Raw genomic sequence first — 21042 nt, 5'->3', positions numbered from 1 at the left:
GATCCTCAAAAACGAGGAGAAGATCGATGGACCGGAATGGCCATGTGTTACCGCAAAAATCAAGCCCGAATCATGCGCTTTCCGAAGTGCGGCGTGTGCGCGAGGATAAGGGTGAGCAGAGCATCCAGCATGTAAGATTGAACGGCAATATCGTACGGCGCAGGCTTGGCAAACGGATGATTGAATATTGGGATAGCGAGCTGCCCGGGTTCGGGCTGCGGGTGCATCCTTCGGGGCGCAGAACCTGGTTCGTGATGTTCCGCCAGCGCGGCAAGCAACGCCGTGTCTCTCTCGGAACATCGAAGCAAAAGACAGCAATTGAAGCGCGGCGACTTGCGCGAGAGAAGCTGGCGGAAGTGGCGCTCGATGGACTGCCTTCGCGCAAGACCACGAAATCTCGCGCGAAGGAAGCGCCGCTGATGCGTGAGTATGCCGAGCTATTCTGGGCTGACTATGCGCACCACTGGAAACCGAGCACGCGCAATCGGAACCGCACCGGGATCGATCGGGACATCCTCCCAACCTTCGGTGATCGCCGTGTCGACGAAATCACCAAGGCCGATATTTCGTTCTGGCGTGATGGCTTCGCCGAGCGCACAGGTGCCTTCAACCGGACCATCCCGATCCTTTCGGTTATGATGGGCTACGCAGAGAAGCTCGGATATCGCCGCCGTGGTTCGAACCCTTGCAGAGGGACGCCACGCTACAAGCGCAAACGGATGGAACGCTTCCTTTCCGCCCGTGAGTACGGCCAGCTCGCGACTGCGTTGAACCACTTTGAAACCGAGTGTCCGGCTGTCGTCGCCGCGATACGCTTGCTGATCTACACAGGCGCGCGCTGCGGAGAGATAGAAAACCTGCGCTGGGAATGGGTGCAGGAGCCGCGTATCATGCTGCCTGACAGTAAGACCGGCGCTAAAATCATCTATCTCAATCGCCAGGCTGTCGAAGTGATCGCGTCGATCCCGGATCGCACGCCGACGGGGTTGGTTTTTCCATCGGTTCGCGATCCAGAGAGGCCGATCAAGCTGGGCATGTACTGGCCAGAAATTCGCAACCGTGCTGCGCTGCCTGACGTCCGCCTACATGACCTTCGGCACAGCTTCGCTTCTACCGCGATCCGCGACAACATCTCGTTAATGGTGATCGGCAAACTGCTCGGTCATGCTCTGGCAGAGACGACTTCGCGCTATGCGCATTTGTCCGATGAGGTAATCGCCGATGCTGCCGAGCGCGTGTCGGGTTCAATCGCAAGCCTGATTGGAGTGAGCCGATGAACGCGCTTACCCTCCAGACCATCGTCACCGAAGAACTTGGCACGGCGCGTATCGGCACGGTCGGCAAGACCAAGGGCGACAGTAAATTACGACGAATAGTGTGGTCGAGACAATTGCCGGGATTCGGGACGCGCTACTACGCGAGTGGACGCACGATCTACATTGTCCAGGCGGCGATGCAGGGACGCACGCGAACCGTAACGATTGGCAACGCCAAGATACTAAGCGAAGCACAGGCGATGGATGTTGCGCGGCGCGTACTCTTGCGTGCCCAAGTCGGTCAGAATCCGGCAGAGAGGCGCAAAAAGCGCCGCAAGGTGCCGCTCTATTCTGACTATCTCGATACCTACTGGCGCAAAGTTTCGCCAACCTGGAAGACATCGACCCTGCACACGCATGGACTGTATCGGCAAAACTATCTCCAATCGGCGTTTGCGGGCATGTTTCTTGATGAGATCGAGCAGTCCGATGTGCAAGAGTGGTTTAACCGAGTAACCGAAGTTGGAGGTCCTGGCGCGGCAAACCGGTCATGCGAGATACTGCGCGCTATGATGAACAAGGCCGAGGAGTGGGGCATCAAGCCAGAAGGCTCGAACCCTTCCACTTCGATCCGAATGAACAAGCGGCGCAAGTGCGAACGATTCCTCTCCGATCAGGAGTTTCGGCGCCTTGGTGCGGCGATAGACAAACACCGTAGATCGAGACCGGTTCATTGCGCGGCATTGCAGCTCTTGATCCTGACTGGATGTCGACGATCCGAAATCACTGGACTGACATGGAGCGAGGTCAAAGGCCGCCGGCTGCTCCTGACCGACAGCAAAACCGGACCGCGGACCGTCTGGCTGGGTGAAGCCGCTTGGACCATCATCAAATGCCTTCCACGTCACAAGCGCCGCCCGGAAGTGTTCTACAATCCGAAAACGCGAAAGAGCGTTGATCTGACTTGCCTTTGGAGAGACGTTCGCGAAGAGGCGGGTCTGCATGGTGTGCGCCTTCACGATCTGCGACATAGCTTCGCCAGCCACGCGGCCGCGCGCTCGGAAACACTCCCGATGATCGGCAAACTGTTGGGACACAGGCATGTGACTACCACGGCTCGATACGCTCATCTGGATGATGGGCCGGTGATCGAAGCCGGGCAGCGCATCGGTGACCTGATCGAAGAAATGATGGGTTCGAACCGTTCATTGAACCATAATACTATGTGTGATAGATCGGCGCTGCTGTATGACTAGGAACCGGCGCACACGCATTTTTGCCAATCGCTGGTTCGCCAAGTTCGCAGCGAAGGAAAAGATCAGCGATGCAACGCTTGCTGATGCCGTGCATCGGGCTGATAGCAGCCTGATTGATGCCGACCTCGGCAGCGGTCTCATCAAGCAGCGCATCGCGCGCCAGGGCGGAGGCAAATCGGGCGGATATCGCTCGATCCTGATCTTCCGCTCGGGCGAGCGGGCGATATTCGTGTTTGCCTTCGCCAAGAGCGCCAAGGCAAACCTGAGTGCGGCCGAACTGAAGGTCTATCGCAAGGCCGCCAGGATCATGCTGGAGCTTGGTGATGGCGAGATCGAAACGGAAATTGAAGCAGGCCGATTGGTCGAGGTGAAAGACGATGAGCAAGGCTAAGGCAAAGACCTACAAGAGCGAGGCGATGGCCGCCGTCCACGAAATGATGGAAGGCCTTCACGATGCAGGCAGCATAGACAAGCGCACCATGCGCGAGTTCGATGAAGCGTGCCTTGCGCCTGCTCCGGTCCTTGCACCGGAAGAGATCAAAGCGATCCGCGAGGCAGAGCATGTCTCGCAGCCGGTGTTCGCGCGCTATCTCAACGTGTCGAAGAACCTTGTGTCCGACTGGGAACGTGGCGCAAAGAAGCCGGGCGGTCCAGCGCTACGGTTGCTGTCGATTATTGAACGCAAAGGATTGGACGCGGTGGCTTGATCTGCGCCGGTAATGGACGGTCAGGTTTAAGGCTCGAAGATATCAAGAGAAGTCATTCCCCTTGCGACCCAGTATGGGCTCTGATGCGCGATTGAGAAACGCTTCGTCTTGGCTCAGCCTTTGACGTAAGCCCCCGAAAGCTGCGAACAGACGCTCCCGCGCCTATTCCTGCACTTCAGGACTGGTTGCCACCTTTCTGGATCGTAGGTTTGCGATCATATTAGCAAAACTCTGGCGCGCGCGGCGAATGTCAGACGTTGCTGAATACGCAGCCGGGATTACCAACAAGGTGAGGAGCGTGGATGTCGTCAGACCACCGATGATGATGTAGCCCATTGCGTTACGCCATTCGGCTGCGTCGGATTGCGCGAGCGCGACCGGCATCATCCCAAAAACAGCCGCGAGCGCTGTCATCAAGACCGGTCGCAGTCGCTCCGGCGCTGCTTTGCGCATGGCGCTAGCCGCGTCCATCCCCGCCTCACGATACTGGTTGGCCAAATCAACAAGCAGGATGCCGTTTTTCATGACGATCCCCATCAGGGCGATAAGTCCGATCTGGGCAAACAGGCTCATTTCCTGCCCCGCCGCCCACATCAGGAAGTAGGCACCGGAGAAAGACAGGGGCGCGGTCAACATGATGATGATCGGCTGGCCAAAGCTGTTGAATTGGCTCGCGAGCACAATATAGAGCGCGACGATTGCGAGTAGAAAGGCGAACGCAATTGCCTCTCCGGTCTCTGCCAGACGGCGTGCGGTCCCCTCCATTTGGGTTGAAAGCTCGGTCGGGGGTGGGTTCGCCGCGATCAGCTCTTCAACCTCGGCCACCGCCACACTAAGTGCGACACCGGGCGCAGTATCCGCGAGGACAGAAACCTGTCTTGAGCGATTGATACGCTCGATCTCGGCGGCGCTGAATGCGACGTCAACTTCAGCGATCGCCGCAAGGTCCACAAGTGTCCCTTGCCCTGTCCTGAGCGGAAGCGTCTCTATATCGGCGAGACTTTGTCTTGAACCCTCGTCGAGCCGTACGCGGACATCATATCGCCTGCCATCGGACTCGAAAGTGCCCGCCTCACTTCCGCCAATTAGCGTTCGGCTCGATGCTGCCAAGCTCTGTGCCGTAATGCCGAGGTCGGCTGCGCGATCACGGTCGAGCTTAACCTGTAGCTCGGGGCGTCCCCCTTGGTAGGTTGTGCGAACGTCGACAAAATCCGGACGCGCTGCCAATTCGCCCTCAAGCCATTGAGCGTATTCGTTGATCGCATTCGTATCTGACCCGGTGACGATCAGCTCGATGGCGGTTTGTCCGACACCGGCCCCCGATACCCAGGGCACCTCAGAGACCGAGGAGTCTTGGACCTGAGCGTCACTTTCGGCGAGAACTTCGCGCGCGAATGACATTACATCGTCTTGAGAATCCTCTCGCGATCGTTTCGGTGTCAGGCCAACATAGACGTCCAATTCGTTGATCTTCGGGTTGGTCCCGCCTCCTGCGCTTATGAACACAAGTTCGACTTCGGGATTTGTCCGCAAGGCTGCATCGACACGCTGAGCGGCATCCTTGGCCCCGGCGATGCCCGTTCCGAGCTCAAGTTCCACAGTGGCCAGAAATTCTGAACGGTCCGTCGTCGACATGAAGGTGCTGGGAACGAGCGCTGCAAAGAACCCGCCCACGAAGACGCTGGCCAGCGCCCCTCCAAGAACAAGATATCGACGCCGTATGGCCCAAGCCACCAGCCCGACATAACGTTCGCGCATGCCAACATGAAATCGTTCAACGCGAGAAAGCCACCCGTCCTCGGGTTGCTCCGGTCGAAGCAGCCGGGCGGACAGCGCAGGTGTAAGGGTGAATGCAACCAGCATTGATACGCTCACCGAGAAGACGATCGCGAGACCATACTGAAAGAAGAACCGGCCAACGATCCCCTCCATGAAGGCAATCGGAACAAAGACCGCCAATGTAGCGAAGGTTCCAGCCAATACGGCGAGCGCAACGCGCTTGGTCGCAGCATGGGCAGCTTCGGTCCTGTCGGCCCCTTCGTCGACGTCGTTCTGGACAGCCTCAACCACGACAATGGCATCATCGACCAGCAACCCAATAGCGACCGTCAGGGCAAGCAAGGTAACCATGTTAATGGTGAAGTCGAATGCAGCGAAGGCGGCAAACGTCGCGACGATCGAGGTCGGTATGGCGAGCAGCACGATAATTGTCGCTCGCCAGCTCAGCAGGAATAGAAAGGTCACAGCGACGACGAGCAGCACGGCGATGAAGAGATCAAATAGGACGTCACCGATCGCCTGTTCGATAAAACGCGATGTATCCCGTGAGATAACGAAGTTTAGGCCCTCAGGCGCTGATGCCTGAACAGCTTCTATCTCTGCCCGGATTTGCTCAGCGACCGCGACCGTGTTTTCACCGCTTTGCTTGCGCACTTCGAGCACTACGCCTGGAACACCGTCCAGCTGGGCATAAGTCGTCTCGTCCTCGATCGAATCTTCTACCCGCCCAACATCTCCGATGCGCACCGTCTGGCCATTTGGCCGATAGACGATGGGAATGGCGGTGAACTCCGACGCCGTAGCTGCTTCAGCCATTGTGCGGATACCGAACTGGCGGGTCCGACCGTCTGTCACCAACTGCCCGCCGGGTAATTCGGCGTTTTCGCGCTGTAGGGCGGCCAGGACGTCATCGGCCGTCACACCGCGGGCGCGCATTGCGGATGGGTCGAGCCAGATGCGCATTTCTCGCTCGCGCCCCCCCACCAACTCGACCGAGCCGACGCCCGGTACGCGCTGTAGCCGCTCCTTCACCACCTCGTCGGCAAACGCCGTAAGTTCGCTAATCGGCATGTCGCCAGAGAGCAGGATCGAGAGGATCGGAGCTGCATCCGGATCCACCTTTTCGATCACCGGGGGTTCGGCATCCACAGGCAGGTCGGCACCCAATCGGGACATTTTGTCCCGCACCTCTTGCGCCTTGAGATCGGCATCCTCTTCAAGCTCGAACTCGAGATTGACGATGCTGACGCCTTCAGCACTGATCGAACGCATTTGGCGAAGCCCGGCGATCGTATTGAGCTGCTCCTCAATGATGTCGGTGACCTCGGTCTCGACCGTTCCAGGGGAAGCGCCGGGCAGTGCGGTCGTGACCGAAACATATGGAAATTCGACTTCAGGAAAGAGGTCCACTCCAAGCCGGTTGAACGAGACGATACCCAGGACAACCAGCGATGCGATGAGCATAGCAGCAAAGACCGGCCTGCGGATCGATACGTCAGCAAGCCACATGCTAGTCTCGGCGTGTTTGTGATTGCACGGTCACTGTTTCGCCGTCACGCAGAGTGGCGGGCGGATCGAGAACAACCTGCTCGCCATCACTCAGTCCAGAACGGATAAGAACGCGGTCTAGATCGATGCTCTCGAATGTGACGTCGCGACGCCGGACTTTGCCATCTTCAACCACGAACACATTGGCAGTGGCGCTGTCCCCCACGACAGCCGTTCTTGGCAGAACAATGGCAAGGGAGGGTGGCACCGAAATCTCGGCCCGTACGCCCAGACCGGAGCTAATTCTGTAGTCCGGATTGGCAATAGGCAGACGCAGCTCGACCATTCGTGTTTGCGGATCGACACGATCGTTGATGATATAGACGGTGCTATCGAAGGGCTCATCAAAGCCCTCGATAAAGACGCGTGCAGGCATGTTGCGACGAAATGCGTCGACGTGCTCCTGGGGCGCGTTGACGATGGCAGCTACGATGCCGAGTTCCTGAAGCTGAAGCGCAGCAGACTGCCCACCCATCGAGAATCGGTTATTGAGATAGACCCCTTCGTCCACCAAACGGGCGGTAACGACGCCATCGTAAGGCGCGCGCGTAATCGTATCCTCCAATGCCTGCCTTGCGGTGCCTAGCGCAGCTTGCGCCTGCGACCGTTGAGCCCGCGCAACCGCCAGCTCGGTCTCGACGGCATCGACATGCGCCTTCGACACGAAACCTTTGGGCGCCAGAGCCATGACCCGTTCGTAGCGTCGTTCGGCCTCGATGGCCTGCGCATTGGCTAGATCGACAGCCGCCTGGGCCTCGACTACGCGACGCCGATAGTCGGCTTGCCGCACGCGGAAAAGCGGGTCTCCTCGTGAGACACGGTCTCCGACTTTCACGAATATCCGTTCCACCGGGCCTTCTACCAGAGCTCCGATGGCACTGCTTTGTTTTGCAGCGATCGTGCCGAAAGCTTTCACCGGCTCGGCGACCGGCTCAGAGCTGACGCTGATCGTTTGGACCGTTCGCGGACCTTCTTGGTTCGCCTGGGCTGCGTCAGCGTCAGGTTTTTCGGTTGAGCACGCCTGCAGGGCGATCGGTAGAACGACTAGAAAGAAAAGAGAGAACCTTCTCAGCATGCATAGGCACCCCTGCCGCTGGCGACCAACTTGTCGTCGGGTCCCGTAATTTGGGTGTCCGCAACCGAGATCTGCCGCCCGATCTTGACCACCGTTGCGCTGGCGAGAAGGGGACCCTGCGTCGCAGGGCGGTGATAGTCCACCCTCAGATCTACGGTCGCCTTGGCCTTGTGCCCCATAGCAAGCAGCACATAAAGGCCACTAAGATCGATCAAAGAAGCGAGCACGCCGCCATGAGCGGAGCCGATCACCGGATTGGAAACGATCTCATCACGCCACGGCATTTCGAGTTGGAGTTTCCCCGGCTCAAAGTGTTTGACAGTTAAGCCGAGCCATTGATGAAACGGCGCAATAGCGAGCATGTGTTCCAGTCGATCTCGATCGATCATTGATGTCGCGTCGTTCACGATCCGGCCTCCGTGCTCTGATGGTGGCGCTTGAGGAACTTTAGGATTGTTGCGGAAAATACATCGTTCAAATCTCCGACGACCATATGTGTCGCGTCCGCAATGTCGGTGTATTCGGCATGCGGCACCAGTCCACGCAGATGGGCAACCGCCTCTTCAGAAACGAGATCGCTCGACCGCCCGCGAATGAGGTGCAGCGGAAGCTTTAGCTTGGCAGCGGCCTGGCTCAGCTTCTCGAACTGCTGTTCGTGCCGCTCAGGATCGAGCCGGTTCGATCCCATAATATTGCGGATGAAGCGCGGGTCCCAATGCCAGTAGAAGCGTCCATCGTCTGATTTGCGTAGATAATGACGCAGATTTCCTCCTGCGCTCCGCTTGCGCCGGTGTGGCATATAGTGTGCAATCACATCGGCCGCTTCCTGGGGTGACGCAAAGCCAGTCTCGACGTGCTGGTCCATGAAGCCGACCACGCGCATTACGCCGCTCTGCTCCATGCGAGGGGCAATATCGACCAAGGTCAAGGAAGCGAAACTTCCGGGAGCAAGCTCACCTTCTGCGATCATCCCGGCGAGCCCGCCCAGCGAGGCACCGACCACTGCTGGCTTGCTATCCAAACATGCTGCAATCGCAACGAGGTCTGAGGCGAAATCTGCTAGTTCGTAGGCACCGTCGGCAGACCATGCGCTTTCACCATGGCCGCGCATGTCAATCGCGATAACGCAGAAGCCGACTTCGGCCAGGTCGTGCGTGACACGCTTCCATGCTCGCCGAGTCTGGCCCCCGCCGTGAGCGAGTAGGACTGGCATGGCTTTCCCATCACCGAGCATCTCTGCAGCGAGCTTTAGCCCTCCAGCTCCTTCTATCGTGATTTGATCGCATTTCATACGTGTGCCAGTATATTGTAATCCACTTTACAGTAAATAGGTTTAATTAGACTCGGGTTTTGATAAGGGAAGGCATGTCAATGCAGATCGAACAAGATGCCGACGCAGCGGCAGCGAGCTTCCTGAACGATACGGATCGTGTCGTGTTTTTGATGGAAGAGGTGACGAGACGCCTGCGAAAAACGTTTGACGCTTCGGTAGAGCAGTTCGGTCTCACCCGCACACAGTGGCGAGCGCTTGCCTATCTTTATCGGACCCCTGGTCTGACGCAGACCGAACTCGCCAGAAAGCTGGAACTTGAACGCGCGGGCGTGGGTCAAGCGATCGATAAGCTCGAAGACCTTGGCCTCGTCGAAAGGCGCAGCGCCAAAGATGATCGACGCGTTTGGAAAATTCATTTGCTCCCAGCTGCGATCGATCTTCTGCCTCAATTACGGAAGGAGGCTGATGCGGTCTATGACCAGTTACTCAAGGGCATTCCGGCCCGTGACATTCGCACCCTGCAAGAGGTGATTAACGCTATGCAGGCCAATTTGGCAGTCGAATGATAAGATCAAAGCGAAGTCTGCTTTCATCTCCAGAGGCGGACGCTGGCAAAGTCTAGGCCAACGCCCAACTCCTGTCAGCTTTCGGTCTTTTCAGCCAGCTTGAGAGCGACTTCTATATCGACGCCAAGGTATCGCACCGTGTTTTTGATCTTGGGGCGGCGAAGCAGAATTTGGATCGCTCGTATGCGTGCTTCGTGATCAAAGAGAAAGGGGATCGCCAAAACCTGCTTTTGATTGAAGGTGCGCTTGGGTCCGATCTTCACGCCAAAATTCCAAGGGACGCAGTTTCGTACCTCTGGATTAGATTCTGAGTAAGTTATGGTCATTCTCCTTGGCCGGAATGGCCTCGGAAAATGTCTGCTTTCAGGACCTAAGATATTGAATGACTACGTCTTGGATTGCGGCACGGAGGCATCCGATTGAGTCCGATACTTGATCACGCCACCCTTCAGACCCGCACCCGATACCCATCCGGCTTTCTTCGCGAACAGTCCTGAATCAGGTCAGCTGAGGAGCCGCAACCCGTTCCTTTGACGGCCGTGTTGTCGCGCTTCGCGCGCCTGCCCGCACCACCCGTCATGAACAGGTTTCCCTTCGGCCTTTCAGGCCTGAGGTGCAGTCCTCCCATGCCCTGCTTCTTTCAGATGTTCGCAAGCCGGAGATGGTCTCCGGTTTGAGGAACTGAAGGAATACAACCATGACCAATATCGCAATCCTCACTGGCCGCATCGCCCGCGATCCGGAATCCCGCGAGACGAAGGGCGGCACCAATGTCACCGGGATCACCGTCGTCACCGATCGCCCCGCACGCGACAAGGATGGCAAGACCTACAAAGACGAGAACGGCTACACTGCCAAGGAAAGCGAGTTCCACCGGGTGACCTGCTTCAACGGCCTCGCCAAGACCGTCGGCCAGTACTGCACCAAGGGCCAGCTGGTCAGCTTCCAGGGCCGCATCCACTACACCCAGTGGGAGGACAAGGACGGGGTCACCCGCTACGGCACCGAGATCCTCGCCGACAAGGTCGACTTCCTCTCACGCGGCAACGGCTCGAGCGACGAAAACGACAACAAGGACGCTCCCGAGATCGACTGATATCCATCATCATCGATCCCCATCAGAGGGGCGCTGTCCGGACCGGACAGCGCCCCTCTCTGCATGGTCCAAACCCTATGACGGGGGAGGGGTCCTGGCTCACGGTTGTCCCATTCTGATGGGCGCGCAACCGCCGCGTCAAGGACGGCAGGGTCCCACCATTTTGCCTCCCCTTCGCTTCGCTGCAGTCCGACAAAATCGTTTCCCCTACCGCCGCTTCGCGGTCGCCCTACAGGGCGATCCCTGACCCGCCGGTCGCACGCCCATCCGTTTTGCTCCTGCCGTCAACGGCAGTCATCAGGAGGATATTATGGCTACGCAATTTCAATCTACTTCGACTTCGGATTCCTACTTTGCTGCACTGGCTGCGGCAGCGCGTCGGGCGCTGCACAGCTTCTTCGATCAGCACATCATAGAGGATCGCGAACTGGGATACTTCGCGCTGGATGAGGGCGACTACCACGCACTTCCGGCACACCTTGCAGCGCGCGTCGTCCATACGGTGCAGGGGGCAATGTCAGACGAGTTCTGACCGCATGAGCAGGGCAGGGGCGGGTAACGGTCCTGCTCTTTTTTCATGTTCGCAAACATACGTTCGATGCCCGCAGAGTTGGGCAGGACAGTACTCTTTTCGGGGCGGTATTGGTCGAGGGAAGTCATGCGCAGTTTGGCTTTCAGAAATGGCTATTTGTTACCAAACTGACGTTCAATGAGAACAAATCCCCTCTCCGACCTCTTCCCCTCAAGCCCGGTTTGGGCTAGGAAACCCGCGTGAAACCAGTGCCTTTGTCGCCATTGGACAGTCTGGGTGGTGGGGGATCATACCATGCACATATGGGGAACGACTTCGTGCACACCGTACGCAGCGGTGCCGCTCTATAACCAGATGGATTTACGCGAGAAATCGGTGTTCGCAACTTCTGGACCGGTTGCGGCACAGCGTTCTTGTGAGTGTGCCGAACTGGTCCACTTCGCCTCAAGCGACTGACAAAGAACAGAATCTTTTCGTTTTCCTACAACCCCACCCCCGGCCTAGAGTGGCACTTGCCTTTCGAAGGGTGGGCCAGGTTCCTGCAAACAAGGAACTTGGAATTATGAATAAAAGTCACTGCCTACAGACCTGCGTTACCGCACAGGTCGATAACCGGATAATGGCCAACACGCGTGAGCGCGAGGTCAGCATTAGCGGTGTGTTTGGCGACCGCATCCATGATAAATGGTCGCGCAAAACCGGAGCTGGCAGCCGCACACCTGCCACCGATCCGGTGTGCCAGAACCTTTTGATGACGGTCGCTCTGGATGCGCTACTCACATACTATCCCAAGGCTCATCTGCGTGAGCGAACGATCGCAGCATATCATGATCGACTAGTCCGTCTTGGCCTTGTCTCTCCCTGTCCAGAGGGAGGCGAACATGGCGAATGACGTGAGGCAATTGGCCATGCCATTCTTAGCCGAGGGCGACGGCGATCTGACCTCGAAACAGAGGATCGCGCGCGTCATTCGGTTGAAGGAAGTCATCCATCGTACCGGTTTGGGAAGGTCCACAATTTACCGCTGGATGGGTGAGGGGAAGTTCCCAAAGGCGGTCAAGCTCGGTGGACATACCGTTGCCTGGGTAGAGCAGGAGATCGACCGCTGGCTAACGGAACGCTGCAGATAGGAGAGCGGAACCTACAGGCTTGTCGGCCGGAAATCCCGATCATCATCGGGGCCAAACAGGTTCAGTTCGGAGAAGCGTCCTTCGAGGCCAGCTGGTGTCAGCAGCGCGCGGGTTTCATCGACCTGCCCCCGCAACCAACGTCGGAACTCTTGGACACGGCTATTGATCGTTTCTCCCGGTTGGGCGTGCGCCAACGCCAGCAGCGTTTCCAGTTTCTGGAGGCGTGACTGGGTGTCGAGAAGTAGGGCGAGTTCATCGGACCGGCGCTCCTCGATATACTTGAGTCTTGCTTCCCTTTCCCGGCGCTGGCGCTGCTCTTTGTACAGCCTCGCCTGCTCATCATCCTTCCGTTTCCGCTCGGCCTTGGCAGCGGCGACGACCGCGATTCCGATCGCAATCTTGTCCGCGAGGTCTTCAAGGCGCTGGCGCTTGCCGTCGTTGAAAGAGCGGCGCGGTGTGGGCTGACGATAATACCAGACGGGCTCGAAGGAGATCGAAAGTCGACCGGTCGGATGGTAGTCCCAGTCAGCGAAGATGGGGTGACTATCGCCATGCACATAGCGCCAACCCCGCCTCTCACTCCGCTTCTCCCAGGCGGCCCGTTCAGCTTTCTCTTTGCGGGTGAGCTCGTGTTTCTCGCGTGTGTAACCTTCCGTGATTTCAAATTGGACCGTCTGCGCTCCGTCTGAAAAACGAATGGGTTTCTCGTCCGCCGTGAGTGTGAACCCCTGGACCTCTGCCGCCATCTCAAGTCTGGGCAGGAATTCAGCGACGCGGCCTATCGATTGCTTCGCTATGCTGCAGGGCACCAGCCCGGCCTCGCGAATGCAGATCAGTCCCTGCTCATTCGCCTCTCCGCGTCGCAAGGCAGCTAGCGTGTTCCGCACGATGACGCTGCCCCGTTTCGGTATTGCTGCCGACGATTGCGGCGCAGACTTGGCCTTTCGCTCGGCCACCTCGATCGCCTGTGTCTTCCAGTCTGCTGCGGGCGCATTGCGAATGAAGATCGCGGCGGGCCGGTCGCTCTCAATCTCAGGTAAGGGGATCTGCTCAACGGCCTTTCCCGCGGCCTTCCTGGCCCACCAGCCGAGCGGAGGGTTTGGGATGTCGTGCTTTCGGCAGATTTTGTGGAGCGCGACATCGGAGACACCGAGTTCCTTCGCGAGGTGGATCATGGGTGTCGACCAGACGAGGTCGTAAATCTCGCGGCGGGTGAAGCTCAGGCTCATCAGTTTCCCTCAATTGATTTCGTCGCTTATCGCCCCTCTGGCGTCCTTGACCGCTCTGAAGCGCAGCGATTTATCCCGCATTTTCCGTTTTTCCGGTTTTGCGGGATAAGACCGGACAGGTCGGCTCAGATCTCGATGCGGCCAAGGGCATTCTTGGAACCGCCCGATATGCTCGCTACACTGACGAATCGAAGGCTCTAGCAGAAAGCGCGAATTTGAGTTTCGAGTCCTCAAAAGGCATCGAACCAATAGCTTAAATGGAAAATCGGGCCTTTGTGCGGGCCTCGTGATTTTCTGAACTGCATAAACATCGGAAAATGAACGGAAAAAGAGGCTGAATGTGATGCCTCTTCTGGCACCACTACTTTTCGAAAAATTCAAGAAATGCGGACGGAATGTTCGTTTCCAATCCGGGGTCGGGTTGGGTTTGCGTTGCACCGCGCAGCGGGCCTAGAGGGCTCGCAGCCGGTCGCGAGCGATTCCTGACGCGGCTGTGCCAGGAGAGAGAATTCGATGAAGTCACTGGTCAAGGCCAAGGCCGAACCCGGCCTGTGGATGCAGGACAGCCCGAAGCCCGAGATGGGCATCAACGACGTCCTCATCAAAGTGCGCCGCACTGCCATCTGCGGCACCGACATGCATATCTGGAAATGGGACGAATGGGCGCAGAAGACCATTCCGGTGCCCATGATCGTCGGCCATGAATTCGTCGGCGAGATCGTCGATGTCGGCGACAATGCCGGTGACTTCCAGGTCGGCCAGATCGTGTCGGGCGAAGGTCACGTGGTCTGCGGCCGCTGCCGCAACTGCATGGCGGGGCGCCGCCACATGTGCGCCCATGCGCAGGGCATCGGCGTGAACCGCCCGGGTGCCTTTGCCGAATATCTCTCGCTTCCGGCGGCCAATGTCTGGGTCCACGATCCCAAGATCGACCTCGACGTCGCCTCGCTGTTCGACCCCTATGGCAATGCCGTCCACACCGCGCTGCAGTTCGACGTGCTGGGCGAGGACGTGCTTGTCGTCGGCGCCGGCCCGATTGGCATCATGGCCGCGGCGGTCTGCCGCCACGCAGGCGCGCGCCATGTGGTCGTGACCGACCTCAACGACGAGCGCCTGGCCCTTGCCAAGCGCATGGGCGCAACGCGCACTGTCAACGTGACCCGCGAGAAACTGGAAGACGTGCAGGCCGAACTCGGCATGACCGAAGGCTTCGACGTGGGCCTCGAGATGTCGGGCAGCGAGCCGGGCTTTGCCTCCATGGTCGACAACATGGCGCATGGCGGCAAGATCGCCATCCTCGGCCTGCCCGCCGGCGACGTGCGGATCGACTGGCACAAGGTCATCTTCAACATGCTGACGCTGAAGGGCGTCTACGGCCGCGAGATTTTCGAGACCTGGTACAAGATGCAGGTCTTCGTGCAGAGCGGGCTCGACCTCTCGCCCATCATCACCCACCGCCTGCCGGCGGACGATTTCGAGCAGGGCTTCGAGGCGATGCTTTCGGGCGAAGCCTGCAAGGTCGTGCTGAACTGGGAATAGGAACGCGACATGTACGGTGAATTCCAGGCCCATCTGCAGGCCGAACTCGATTCCATCGAAGCGCAGAACCTGACCAAGAACGAGCGGTTCATCGCCTCGCAGCAGTCTGCGCGGGTGGAAGTGAACGGGCGCGAGCTGATCAACCTGTGCGCCAACAACTACCTCGGCCTCGCCAACAATCCCGAGATCATGGCGGCCGCGCGCGAAGGCCTCGACGAGCGCGGCTTCGGCATGGCCTCGGTGCGGTTCATCTGCGGCACGCAGGACATCCACAAGCAACTGGAAGCGGAACTGTCCGACTTTCTCGGGATGGAGGACACGATTCTTTACCCCTCCTGCTTCGATGCCAATGGCGGCCTGTTCGAAACCCTGCTCGGCCCGGAAGACGCAGTCATTTCGGACGAGCTGAACCATGCCAGCATCATCGACGGCATCCGCCTGTCGAAGGCCATGCGCTATCGTTACAAGAACAACGACATGGCCGACTTCGAAGCGCAGCTGAAGGCTGCCGACGAGGCCGGAGCGCGCTTCAAGCTGATCACCACCGACGGCGTGTTCTCGATGGACGGGCACATCGCCCAGCTCGACAAGATCTGCGACCTCGCTGAAAAATACGGCGCGCTGGTCCATTTCGACGATTGCCACGCCACCGGCTTCCTCGGCGAAACCGGCCGCGGCACGCATGAATATCGCGGCTGCATGGACCGGGTGGACATCACCACCGGCACGCTCGGCAAGGCGCTGGGCGGGGCGAGCGGCGGCTACACTTCCGCGAAGAAGGAAATCGTCGCCCTGCTGCGCCAGCGCTCGCGCCCCTACCTGTTTTCCAACACCGTGGCCCCGCCGGTCGTTGCCGGCAGCCTCAAGGCGATGGAACTGGTCCGCGAAGGTGCGGCGCTCGAACGGCTGCGCCGCAATACGGCCCGCTTCCGTGAAGGGCTTGAAAAGCTCGGCTTCGACCTTATCCCGGGCGAACACCCGATCATCCCGATCATGTTCTACGATGCCGAGATCGCGCAGCGTTTCGCGGCCGAAGCCATGGTCGAGGGCGTCTACGTGACCGCCTTCTCCTACCCCGTGGTGCCCAAGGGCAAGGCGCGCATCCGCACGCAGATGTCCTCTGCCCTGAGCGAAGCGGACGTCGACGAGACGCTGGCCGCCTTCGCGCGGGTCAAGGAGCGGCTCTAGCCCTTACGCCTCGGCCCGAGATAGCCGAACAGGTAGGCGGCGACCTTCCGCATCTGGATCTCCTCCGCGCCTTCCGTGATGCGGTAGCGGCGGTGGTGGCGATAGATGTGCTCGAAGGGCTTGTGCCGTGAATAGCCGATCCCGCCGTGCACCTGCATAGCGCGGTCGGCAGCCTGGCACACGAGGCGGTTCGCCCAGTAATTGCACATGGACACCTTGTCGGAGATGGTCCGCTCGATCTCCTCGTGGGGCATGTTGTCCATCTCCCACGCGGTCTTGTAGATCAGCAGGCGGAGCATTTCGCATTGGGTCGCCAGTTCGACCAGCGGGAACTGGATTGCCTGGTTGCGCGCCAGTTCCTCGCCGAAGGGCTTGCGTTCGCGGGCGTATTTCACGCTCTCCTCGACGCAATACTGTGCCGCGCCGAGCGAGGAGGCGGCCTGGCGGATGCGGTTCTGGTGCACGAAGCTCTGCGCCAGCGCGAGGCCGCGGCCTTCCTGCCCCAGGATCGCGCTGTCGGGCACCCAGACATTGTTCAATGACAGGCGCGGGTGGTCGGTGGGCATGTTGAAGGTCCACAGCCACTCTTCGATCTCCAGCCCCTCCGTCGGGTTGGGGACGAGGAAGCAGGTAATGCCGCGGGCCGAGCCGTCCTCGCCGTCGGTGCGGGCGAAGAGCGCGCAGTGGGTGGCGACATGCATGCCGGTGATCCACATCTTCTCGCCGTCGATCCGCCAGCCTGCTACCCCGTCACGCGTTTCGCGGACCGCGCGGGTTTCCATGTGGGTGGCGTCGGAGCCGTGATGCGGTTCGGTCAGGCCGAAGGCGACGCGGCGCGTGCCTTCGAAACCGCCGAGGATGAATTCCTGCTTCTGTTCTTCGGTGCCGAAAGTCTCAAACATGGCGACGAAGGGGAAATTGCCGACGATCGAATGTTCGTTCTGGAGGTCGTTGTGCAGGCCAAGGCCGCGCTGGGCGAAACGGTCGCGGATGACCGCCATCCACAGGTTCGACCCGTCCTTGCCGCCGTATTTCTTCGGCGCGGAAAAGCGCCAGTGCCCGGCCTCGTCGGCCACCTTGCGCGCCTGCCGCAACAGGTCTTCCCATTCGTGGCGCGGCAGTCCGCCTTCCTCGAAATTGGTCCGCGCATATTCGCGGCGGTGGTCGAAGAAGCGGATGTTGTCGTCCTTCGCGACCAGCGGCTCGATCTCGGCTTCGATTAAGGCGACGAGTTCGGCGTAATAGTCCTCGAGGTCCTGCGGGATCGTGAAGTCCATCAATCTGCTCCGGTCCAGAGTTTGCGGGCAACCGCCAGCGCGGGATATTTGGGCACGTCGGCGGCCAACTTGGCAAGCGCGGCGCTTTTCAGTTCGGCCAGCAGCCCCGGCGAGGACAAATCGACCTCGCCGTCCAGCAAGGCGCCGGAAAGTGCCGGGTCGTCGTTCCTGATGCGGGATGCCTGGCTGCGCGCGATCATGCCCAATGCATTGCGGGCTACGGCCAGCTGGAACCGGTCATGCCCTTCCATCCGGTCCTTGATCGTGCCGAGCCATTCGGAGATCGCTGTGGCGATTTCGCCGTCGCTCGCCTCGCCGGTTTCCTCTGCCAATTCGGGCAGTGCGATCGGGCGGGCGCGTTCTTCCTCCGGCGCGTCCTGTTCGAGCAGCAGGAGCAGGTCGACCTCCTGCTCGCTGGTCCGGCGCGAGATGACGGTGCGTTCGAGCATCCGGTCCTCGCCGCTGCGCCAGTAGGAGGCCATGCGCAGGCAGCCGATGGCCCACCAGACGGTGCGGTAGATCGTCCAGAAGCGGTACCGGGCACGGTCCACCTGCCGCCCGCCGCTTGCCTCGTAGGCATCGAGGTAATGCTCCATGCTGCCGAGGCCGAGGCCAGGGCGGTCGTATCGGGCAAAGCGCCAGACCGCCATGCAGCCGAAGGCGAGATCCTCGTGCCAGTCGCCGAGGTGGGCGAGCTCCCAGTCGAGCACGCCGGTCAGCCTGCCATCCTTGGCCAGCAGATTGCCGAGCCGGAAATCACCGTGATTGAGCACGGGCTCGACCGGATCGGGGCAATTGTCCTCCAGCCAGCGCAGGCCCAGCGCGATCACCGGGCGGTCCGCGCCCGCTTCCTCGAACTGGTCGCGCAGGCGGGCGATCGCCTCGCGGTAATCCATCACCGGGACATCGGCAGGCAGGTCGCTTGCGCCCAGCGAATGGATCCGGGCAAGCTGCGAAGCGCATTCGGCCAGCAGCGCGTCCTGCCCTTCCATCGCCTGGATGGCGCGCGGGTCGGGCGTTCCGGGAAGCGCGCGCATGACGAAACCGCTGCCGATGCCGTCGGCCTCTTCCAGCACGCAAACCACTTCGGGTGCGGTAACCCCGGCACCGCGGGCAGCCTCGATCACGGCCGCTTCGGTCGCATGGCCGAAGGGGCGGTCCTTCATGAATTCGAGGCTGGGTGCACGGCGCAGGACGAAATCCTCGCCTCCGGCCGAGAAGCGCCAGCTTTCCATCGTCGCGCCGCCTGTAAGGCGTTCTGGTGTGCCGGGGCGGGGAAGCCCGGCGCGAGCGATCGCGCGGGCCAGCCCTTCAGCCAGCTCTATCGAAGAATCTCCCATCACCCCGGCTTGTGCATCAAGGCGGGGTCCCTCTCAAGTCCCGCCTCGACTTCCCGCGAACTGGCCTTATCCTTGCCGGCATGAGCGCAGCCCCTTCCATGGTCGACAGCTTCGGGCGCCGGATCGATTACGTCCGGTTGTCGGTCACGGACCGCTGCAACCTTCGTTGCACCTATTGTATGGCCGAAGAGATGGAGTTTCTCCCGCGCCGCGATCTGCTGACGCTGGAGGAAATCTCGCAGCTTGCCGCGCATCTCGTCGCGCGCGGCGTGAAACGCATCAGGCTGACCGGTGGCGAACCGCTGGTCCGAAAGGGGTTCACGGACCTGGCGCGGATGCTGGGGCGCTTGCTCGACAGCGGCCTCGAGGAACTGACGCTGACGACCAACGGGACGCGCCTGCCTGCGATGGCGCGGGAATTGCGCGCTGCCGGGATCGCCCGCATCAATGTTAGCCTCGACACGCTCGATCCCGATACTTTCGCGCGCATCACCCGCGGCGGCGACGTTGCGAAAGTGGTCGCAGGCATCGATGCCGCACTTGCTGCGGGAATGGCGGTGAAGATCAACATGGTCGCCCTGCGCGGTGTCAACGATGGCGAGATCGTCACCATGGCACGCTGGTGCGGCGCGCGCGGCTGCGACCTCTCGCTGATCGAGACGATGCCGCTGGGCCATGTCGAGGGGGAGCGCGGCGACACCTACCTGCCGCTCTCCGAAGCGCGCGAGCTGCTGGAGAGAGAGCTGACGCTGACCCCTTCGTTCCACCGGACGGGCGGCCCCTCGCGCTATGTCGATGTGGCCGAAACCGGCCGGAAAATCGGGTTCATCACCCCGCTGAGCGACAATTTCTGCGCGGGGTGCAATCGCATCCGCATCGCGGCCACCGGGACTGTCTACGGTTGCCTCGGCCATGACCAGAAGGTCGAATTGCGCGATATCATGCGGTCGGCGGGAGCAGGCGCGCTCGACGATGCGCTCGACCTCTTGCTGCTGGGAAAGCCGCAGCGTCACCAGTTCGATATCGCCCGTCCCGAACCTGCCACGCACAGGCACATGAGCGTCACCGGCGGCTGACCGCATCGAAAAGCGTTGCAATTGCGAACCGTTTCGCCTTGTTTCCCAGCCGGAAACGAGGAGAGAATCATGGGCGAACACGCCGCCAACGGACCGCTTACCGGCCTCAGGGTCGTCGAATTCCAGGGCATCGGACCCGGACCCCACGTGGCGATGATGCTTGCCGACCTGGGCGCGGAAGTCGTGCGGATCGAACGGCCCGGCCACCAGCCCATGAACCCTGTCGTCGAACGTGCCCGCCACCGCGCGGCGGTCGATCTCAAGAGCGAGGAAGGGCAGAAATTCGTCCGTGCGGCACTGGCCCATGCCGACGTGCTTATCGAAGGCTTCCGCCCCGGCGTGATGGAGCGGCTGGGGCTGGGTCCCGATGTCCTGCTCGAGACCAACCCGCGGCTCGTCTATGCCCGCATGACCGGCTGGGGACAGGACGGGCCTCTGGCGCAGGCCGCCGGGCACGACCTCAACTATATCGCGATCACCGGCGCGCTCGATTCCATCGGCGCGAAGGGCGAATTGCCGATCCCGCCGCAGAACCTCGTCGGCGATTTCGGCGGCGGTTCGATGTACTGCGCCATGGGCATCCTCGCCGCGCTCTACGAGCGCGAGCGCAGCGGCAAGGGGCAGGTCGTCGACGCCGCAATCGTCGACGGCGTGACCAGCCTGATGAGCTTCTTCTTCGGCCAGCCGCACAGCGCCCTGCGCACGACGGAACGCGGCGCGGGCCTGCTTGGCGGGGCGGCGCATTTCTATCGCTGCTACGAATGTGCCGACGGCAAGGAAGTCAGCGTCGGGGCGATCGAACCGCAGTTCTATGCCGAGCTGCTCCAGCGTGCCGATGCACCCGAGGAATTGCGCGAAGGCCAGATGAACCCAGCCAATTGGGACGACTACACCGATCGCCTCGCGGCCATGTTCAAGACCAAGACGCAGGCCGAATGGATCGTCCTGCTCGAAGGCACCGATGCCTGCTTCGCTCCTGTCGTCCCGCTGGACGAGGCGAAGGACCATCCGCACATGAAGGCGCGCGGCGCTTTCGTCGAACATGGCGGGCGCTGGCACACCGCGCCCGCCCCGCGCTTCGACCGCACGCCGGGCACGATCCGCGACAGTGCGCAGGACGGCGAAGAGGTGGTGGCGCGCTGGAGCGAAGGGGGCTAGTGGAGCGCGCATAAGGA

Annotated in this window: 20 protein-coding genes; 12 read left to right on the top strand and 8 right to left on the bottom strand. The window is 60.5% G+C overall.

What is annotated here, in order from left to right; genetic code table 11:
* Positions 1–26 precede the first annotated feature (26 nt).
* Genes LCL94_RS05205 through LCL94_RS05190 form a run of 4 tightly spaced genes read left to right on the top strand, consistent with a single transcriptional unit; the run spans position 27 to position 3219 of the window.
* Entirely contained in the window at positions 27–1277 is a 1251-nt protein-coding gene (locus tag LCL94_RS05205; RefSeq protein WP_224831282.1) for a tyrosine-type recombinase/integrase, read from the top strand.
* A complete protein-coding gene (locus tag LCL94_RS05200; RefSeq protein ID WP_224831281.1) occupies positions 1274–2512 on the top strand; it encodes a tyrosine-type recombinase/integrase in 1239 nt (412 codons plus the stop codon). Before LCL94_RS05205 ends, LCL94_RS05200 begins: the two co-directional genes overlap by 4 nt.
* Positions 2505–2903 (top strand): type II toxin-antitoxin system RelE/ParE family toxin, encoded by a 399-nt coding sequence (locus LCL94_RS05195; RefSeq protein ID WP_224831280.1) that lies wholly within the window; start codon positions 2505–2507, stop codon positions 2901–2903. The genes LCL94_RS05200 and LCL94_RS05195 overlap by 8 nt, the downstream gene beginning before the upstream one ends.
* Positions 2890–3219: a helix-turn-helix domain-containing protein gene (locus LCL94_RS05190; protein ID WP_224831279.1), complete on the top strand. Its 330-nt coding sequence runs from the start codon at positions 2890–2892 to the stop codon at positions 3217–3219. The genes LCL94_RS05195 and LCL94_RS05190 overlap by 14 nt, the downstream gene beginning before the upstream one ends.
* Before the next feature lie 162 nt (positions 3220–3381).
* On the opposite strand, the gene LCL94_RS05185 is transcribed toward LCL94_RS05190, so the two are convergent.
* From LCL94_RS05185 to LCL94_RS05170, 4 genes are read right to left on the bottom strand one after another with little or no spacing between them, the layout of a single operon-like run.
* Complete coding sequence (locus LCL94_RS05185) at positions 3382–6507, bottom strand: efflux RND transporter permease subunit (RefSeq protein WP_224831278.1); 3126 nt, start codon at positions 6505–6507, stop codon at positions 3382–3384.
* A gap of 1 nt (position 6508) precedes the next feature.
* Complete coding sequence (locus tag LCL94_RS05180) at positions 6509–7621, bottom strand: efflux RND transporter periplasmic adaptor subunit (protein ID WP_224831277.1); 1113 nt, start codon at positions 7619–7621, stop codon at positions 6509–6511.
* Positions 7615–8028, bottom strand: a complete 414-nt coding sequence (locus LCL94_RS05175) for a PaaI family thioesterase (protein WP_224831276.1) — start codon at positions 8026–8028, stop codon at positions 7615–7617. Before LCL94_RS05175 ends, LCL94_RS05180 begins: the two co-directional genes overlap by 7 nt.
* A complete protein-coding gene (locus LCL94_RS05170; RefSeq protein WP_224831275.1) occupies positions 8025–8912 on the bottom strand; it encodes an alpha/beta fold hydrolase in 888 nt (295 codons plus the stop codon). Before LCL94_RS05170 ends, LCL94_RS05175 begins: the two co-directional genes overlap by 4 nt.
* A gap of 80 nt (positions 8913–8992) precedes the next feature.
* Here LCL94_RS05170 and LCL94_RS05165 point away from each other — a divergent pair, with 80 nt between their 5' ends.
* The gene (locus LCL94_RS05165) at positions 8993–9460 is read left to right on the top strand and encodes a MarR family winged helix-turn-helix transcriptional regulator (protein WP_224831274.1); all 468 of its coding nucleotides are present in this window, start codon (positions 8993–8995) and stop codon (positions 9458–9460) included.
* 74 nt (positions 9461–9534) lie between these two features.
* Here the strand turns inward: LCL94_RS05165 and LCL94_RS05160 are convergent, their stop codons facing one another.
* Complete coding sequence (locus LCL94_RS05160; protein WP_224832728.1) at positions 9535–9723, bottom strand: hypothetical protein; 189 nt, start codon at positions 9721–9723, stop codon at positions 9535–9537.
* Positions 9724–10157: 434 nt separating this feature from the next.
* Between LCL94_RS05160 and LCL94_RS05155 the strand changes: the two genes are divergently transcribed.
* From LCL94_RS05155 to LCL94_RS05145, 3 genes are all read left to right on the top strand, one after another.
* Positions 10158–10556 carry a single-stranded DNA-binding protein gene (locus LCL94_RS05155; RefSeq protein ID WP_224831273.1) on the top strand — a complete coding sequence of 133 codons (399 nt, stop codon included), beginning with the start codon at positions 10158–10160 and terminating at the stop codon, positions 10554–10556.
* Between the two features lie 310 nt (positions 10557–10866).
* Positions 10867–11088: a hypothetical protein gene (locus LCL94_RS05150; protein WP_224831272.1), complete on the top strand. Its 222-nt coding sequence runs from the start codon at positions 10867–10869 to the stop codon at positions 11086–11088.
* 881 nt (positions 11089–11969) lie between these two features.
* Positions 11970–12218, top strand: coding sequence for an AlpA family transcriptional regulator (locus LCL94_RS05145; RefSeq protein ID WP_318245566.1), 249 nt, complete (start codon positions 11970–11972; stop codon positions 12216–12218).
* An 11-nt stretch (positions 12219–12229) separates the two neighbouring features.
* Here the strand turns inward: LCL94_RS05145 and LCL94_RS05140 are convergent, their stop codons facing one another.
* Complete coding sequence (locus LCL94_RS05140; RefSeq protein WP_224831271.1) at positions 12230–13447, bottom strand: hypothetical protein; 1218 nt, start codon at positions 13445–13447, stop codon at positions 12230–12232.
* Between the two features lie 513 nt (positions 13448–13960).
* Here LCL94_RS05140 and tdh point away from each other — a divergent pair.
* A complete protein-coding gene (tdh, locus tag LCL94_RS05135; RefSeq protein WP_224831270.1) occupies positions 13961–14986 on the top strand; it encodes an L-threonine 3-dehydrogenase in 1026 nt (341 codons plus the stop codon).
* A gap of 9 nt (positions 14987–14995) precedes the next feature.
* Positions 14996–16174 carry a glycine C-acetyltransferase gene (gene kbl / locus LCL94_RS05130; RefSeq protein ID WP_224831269.1) on the top strand — a complete coding sequence of 393 codons (1179 nt, stop codon included), beginning with the start codon at positions 14996–14998 and terminating at the stop codon, positions 16172–16174.
* Here kbl and LCL94_RS05125 read toward each other — a convergent pair.
* Both LCL94_RS05125 and LCL94_RS05120 read right to left on the bottom strand, forming a co-directional pair.
* Positions 16171–17451, bottom strand: coding sequence for an acyl-CoA dehydrogenase family protein (locus LCL94_RS05125; protein WP_224831268.1), 1281 nt, complete (start codon positions 17449–17451; stop codon positions 16171–16173). The two genes, kbl and LCL94_RS05125, sit on opposite strands and share 4 nt — an antisense overlap.
* A complete protein-coding gene (locus tag LCL94_RS05120) occupies positions 17451–18791 on the bottom strand; it encodes a phosphotransferase family protein (RefSeq protein ID WP_224831267.1) in 1341 nt (446 codons plus the stop codon). The genes LCL94_RS05125 and LCL94_RS05120 overlap by 1 nt, the downstream gene beginning before the upstream one ends.
* An 80-nt stretch (positions 18792–18871) precedes the next feature.
* Between LCL94_RS05120 and moaA the strand changes: the two genes are divergently transcribed.
* Positions 18872–19867 carry a GTP 3',8-cyclase MoaA gene (moaA, locus tag LCL94_RS05115; protein ID WP_224831266.1) on the top strand — a complete coding sequence of 332 codons (996 nt, stop codon included), beginning with the start codon at positions 18872–18874 and terminating at the stop codon, positions 19865–19867.
* 69 nt (positions 19868–19936) lie between these two features.
* Entirely contained in the window at positions 19937–21025 is a 1089-nt protein-coding gene (locus LCL94_RS05110; RefSeq protein ID WP_160608299.1) for a CaiB/BaiF CoA transferase family protein, read from the top strand.
* Positions 21026–21042 lie beyond the last annotated feature (17 nt).

Origin of the sequence: Qipengyuania gaetbuli (assembly GCF_020171365.1) — a bacterium.
In the GTDB taxonomy this organism is placed as follows: Bacteria; Pseudomonadota; Alphaproteobacteria; order Sphingomonadales; family Sphingomonadaceae; genus Qipengyuania; species Qipengyuania gaetbuli_B.
Note: the sequence above shows the minus strand (reverse complement) of the source record. Positions and strands in the feature narration are given on the sequence as shown.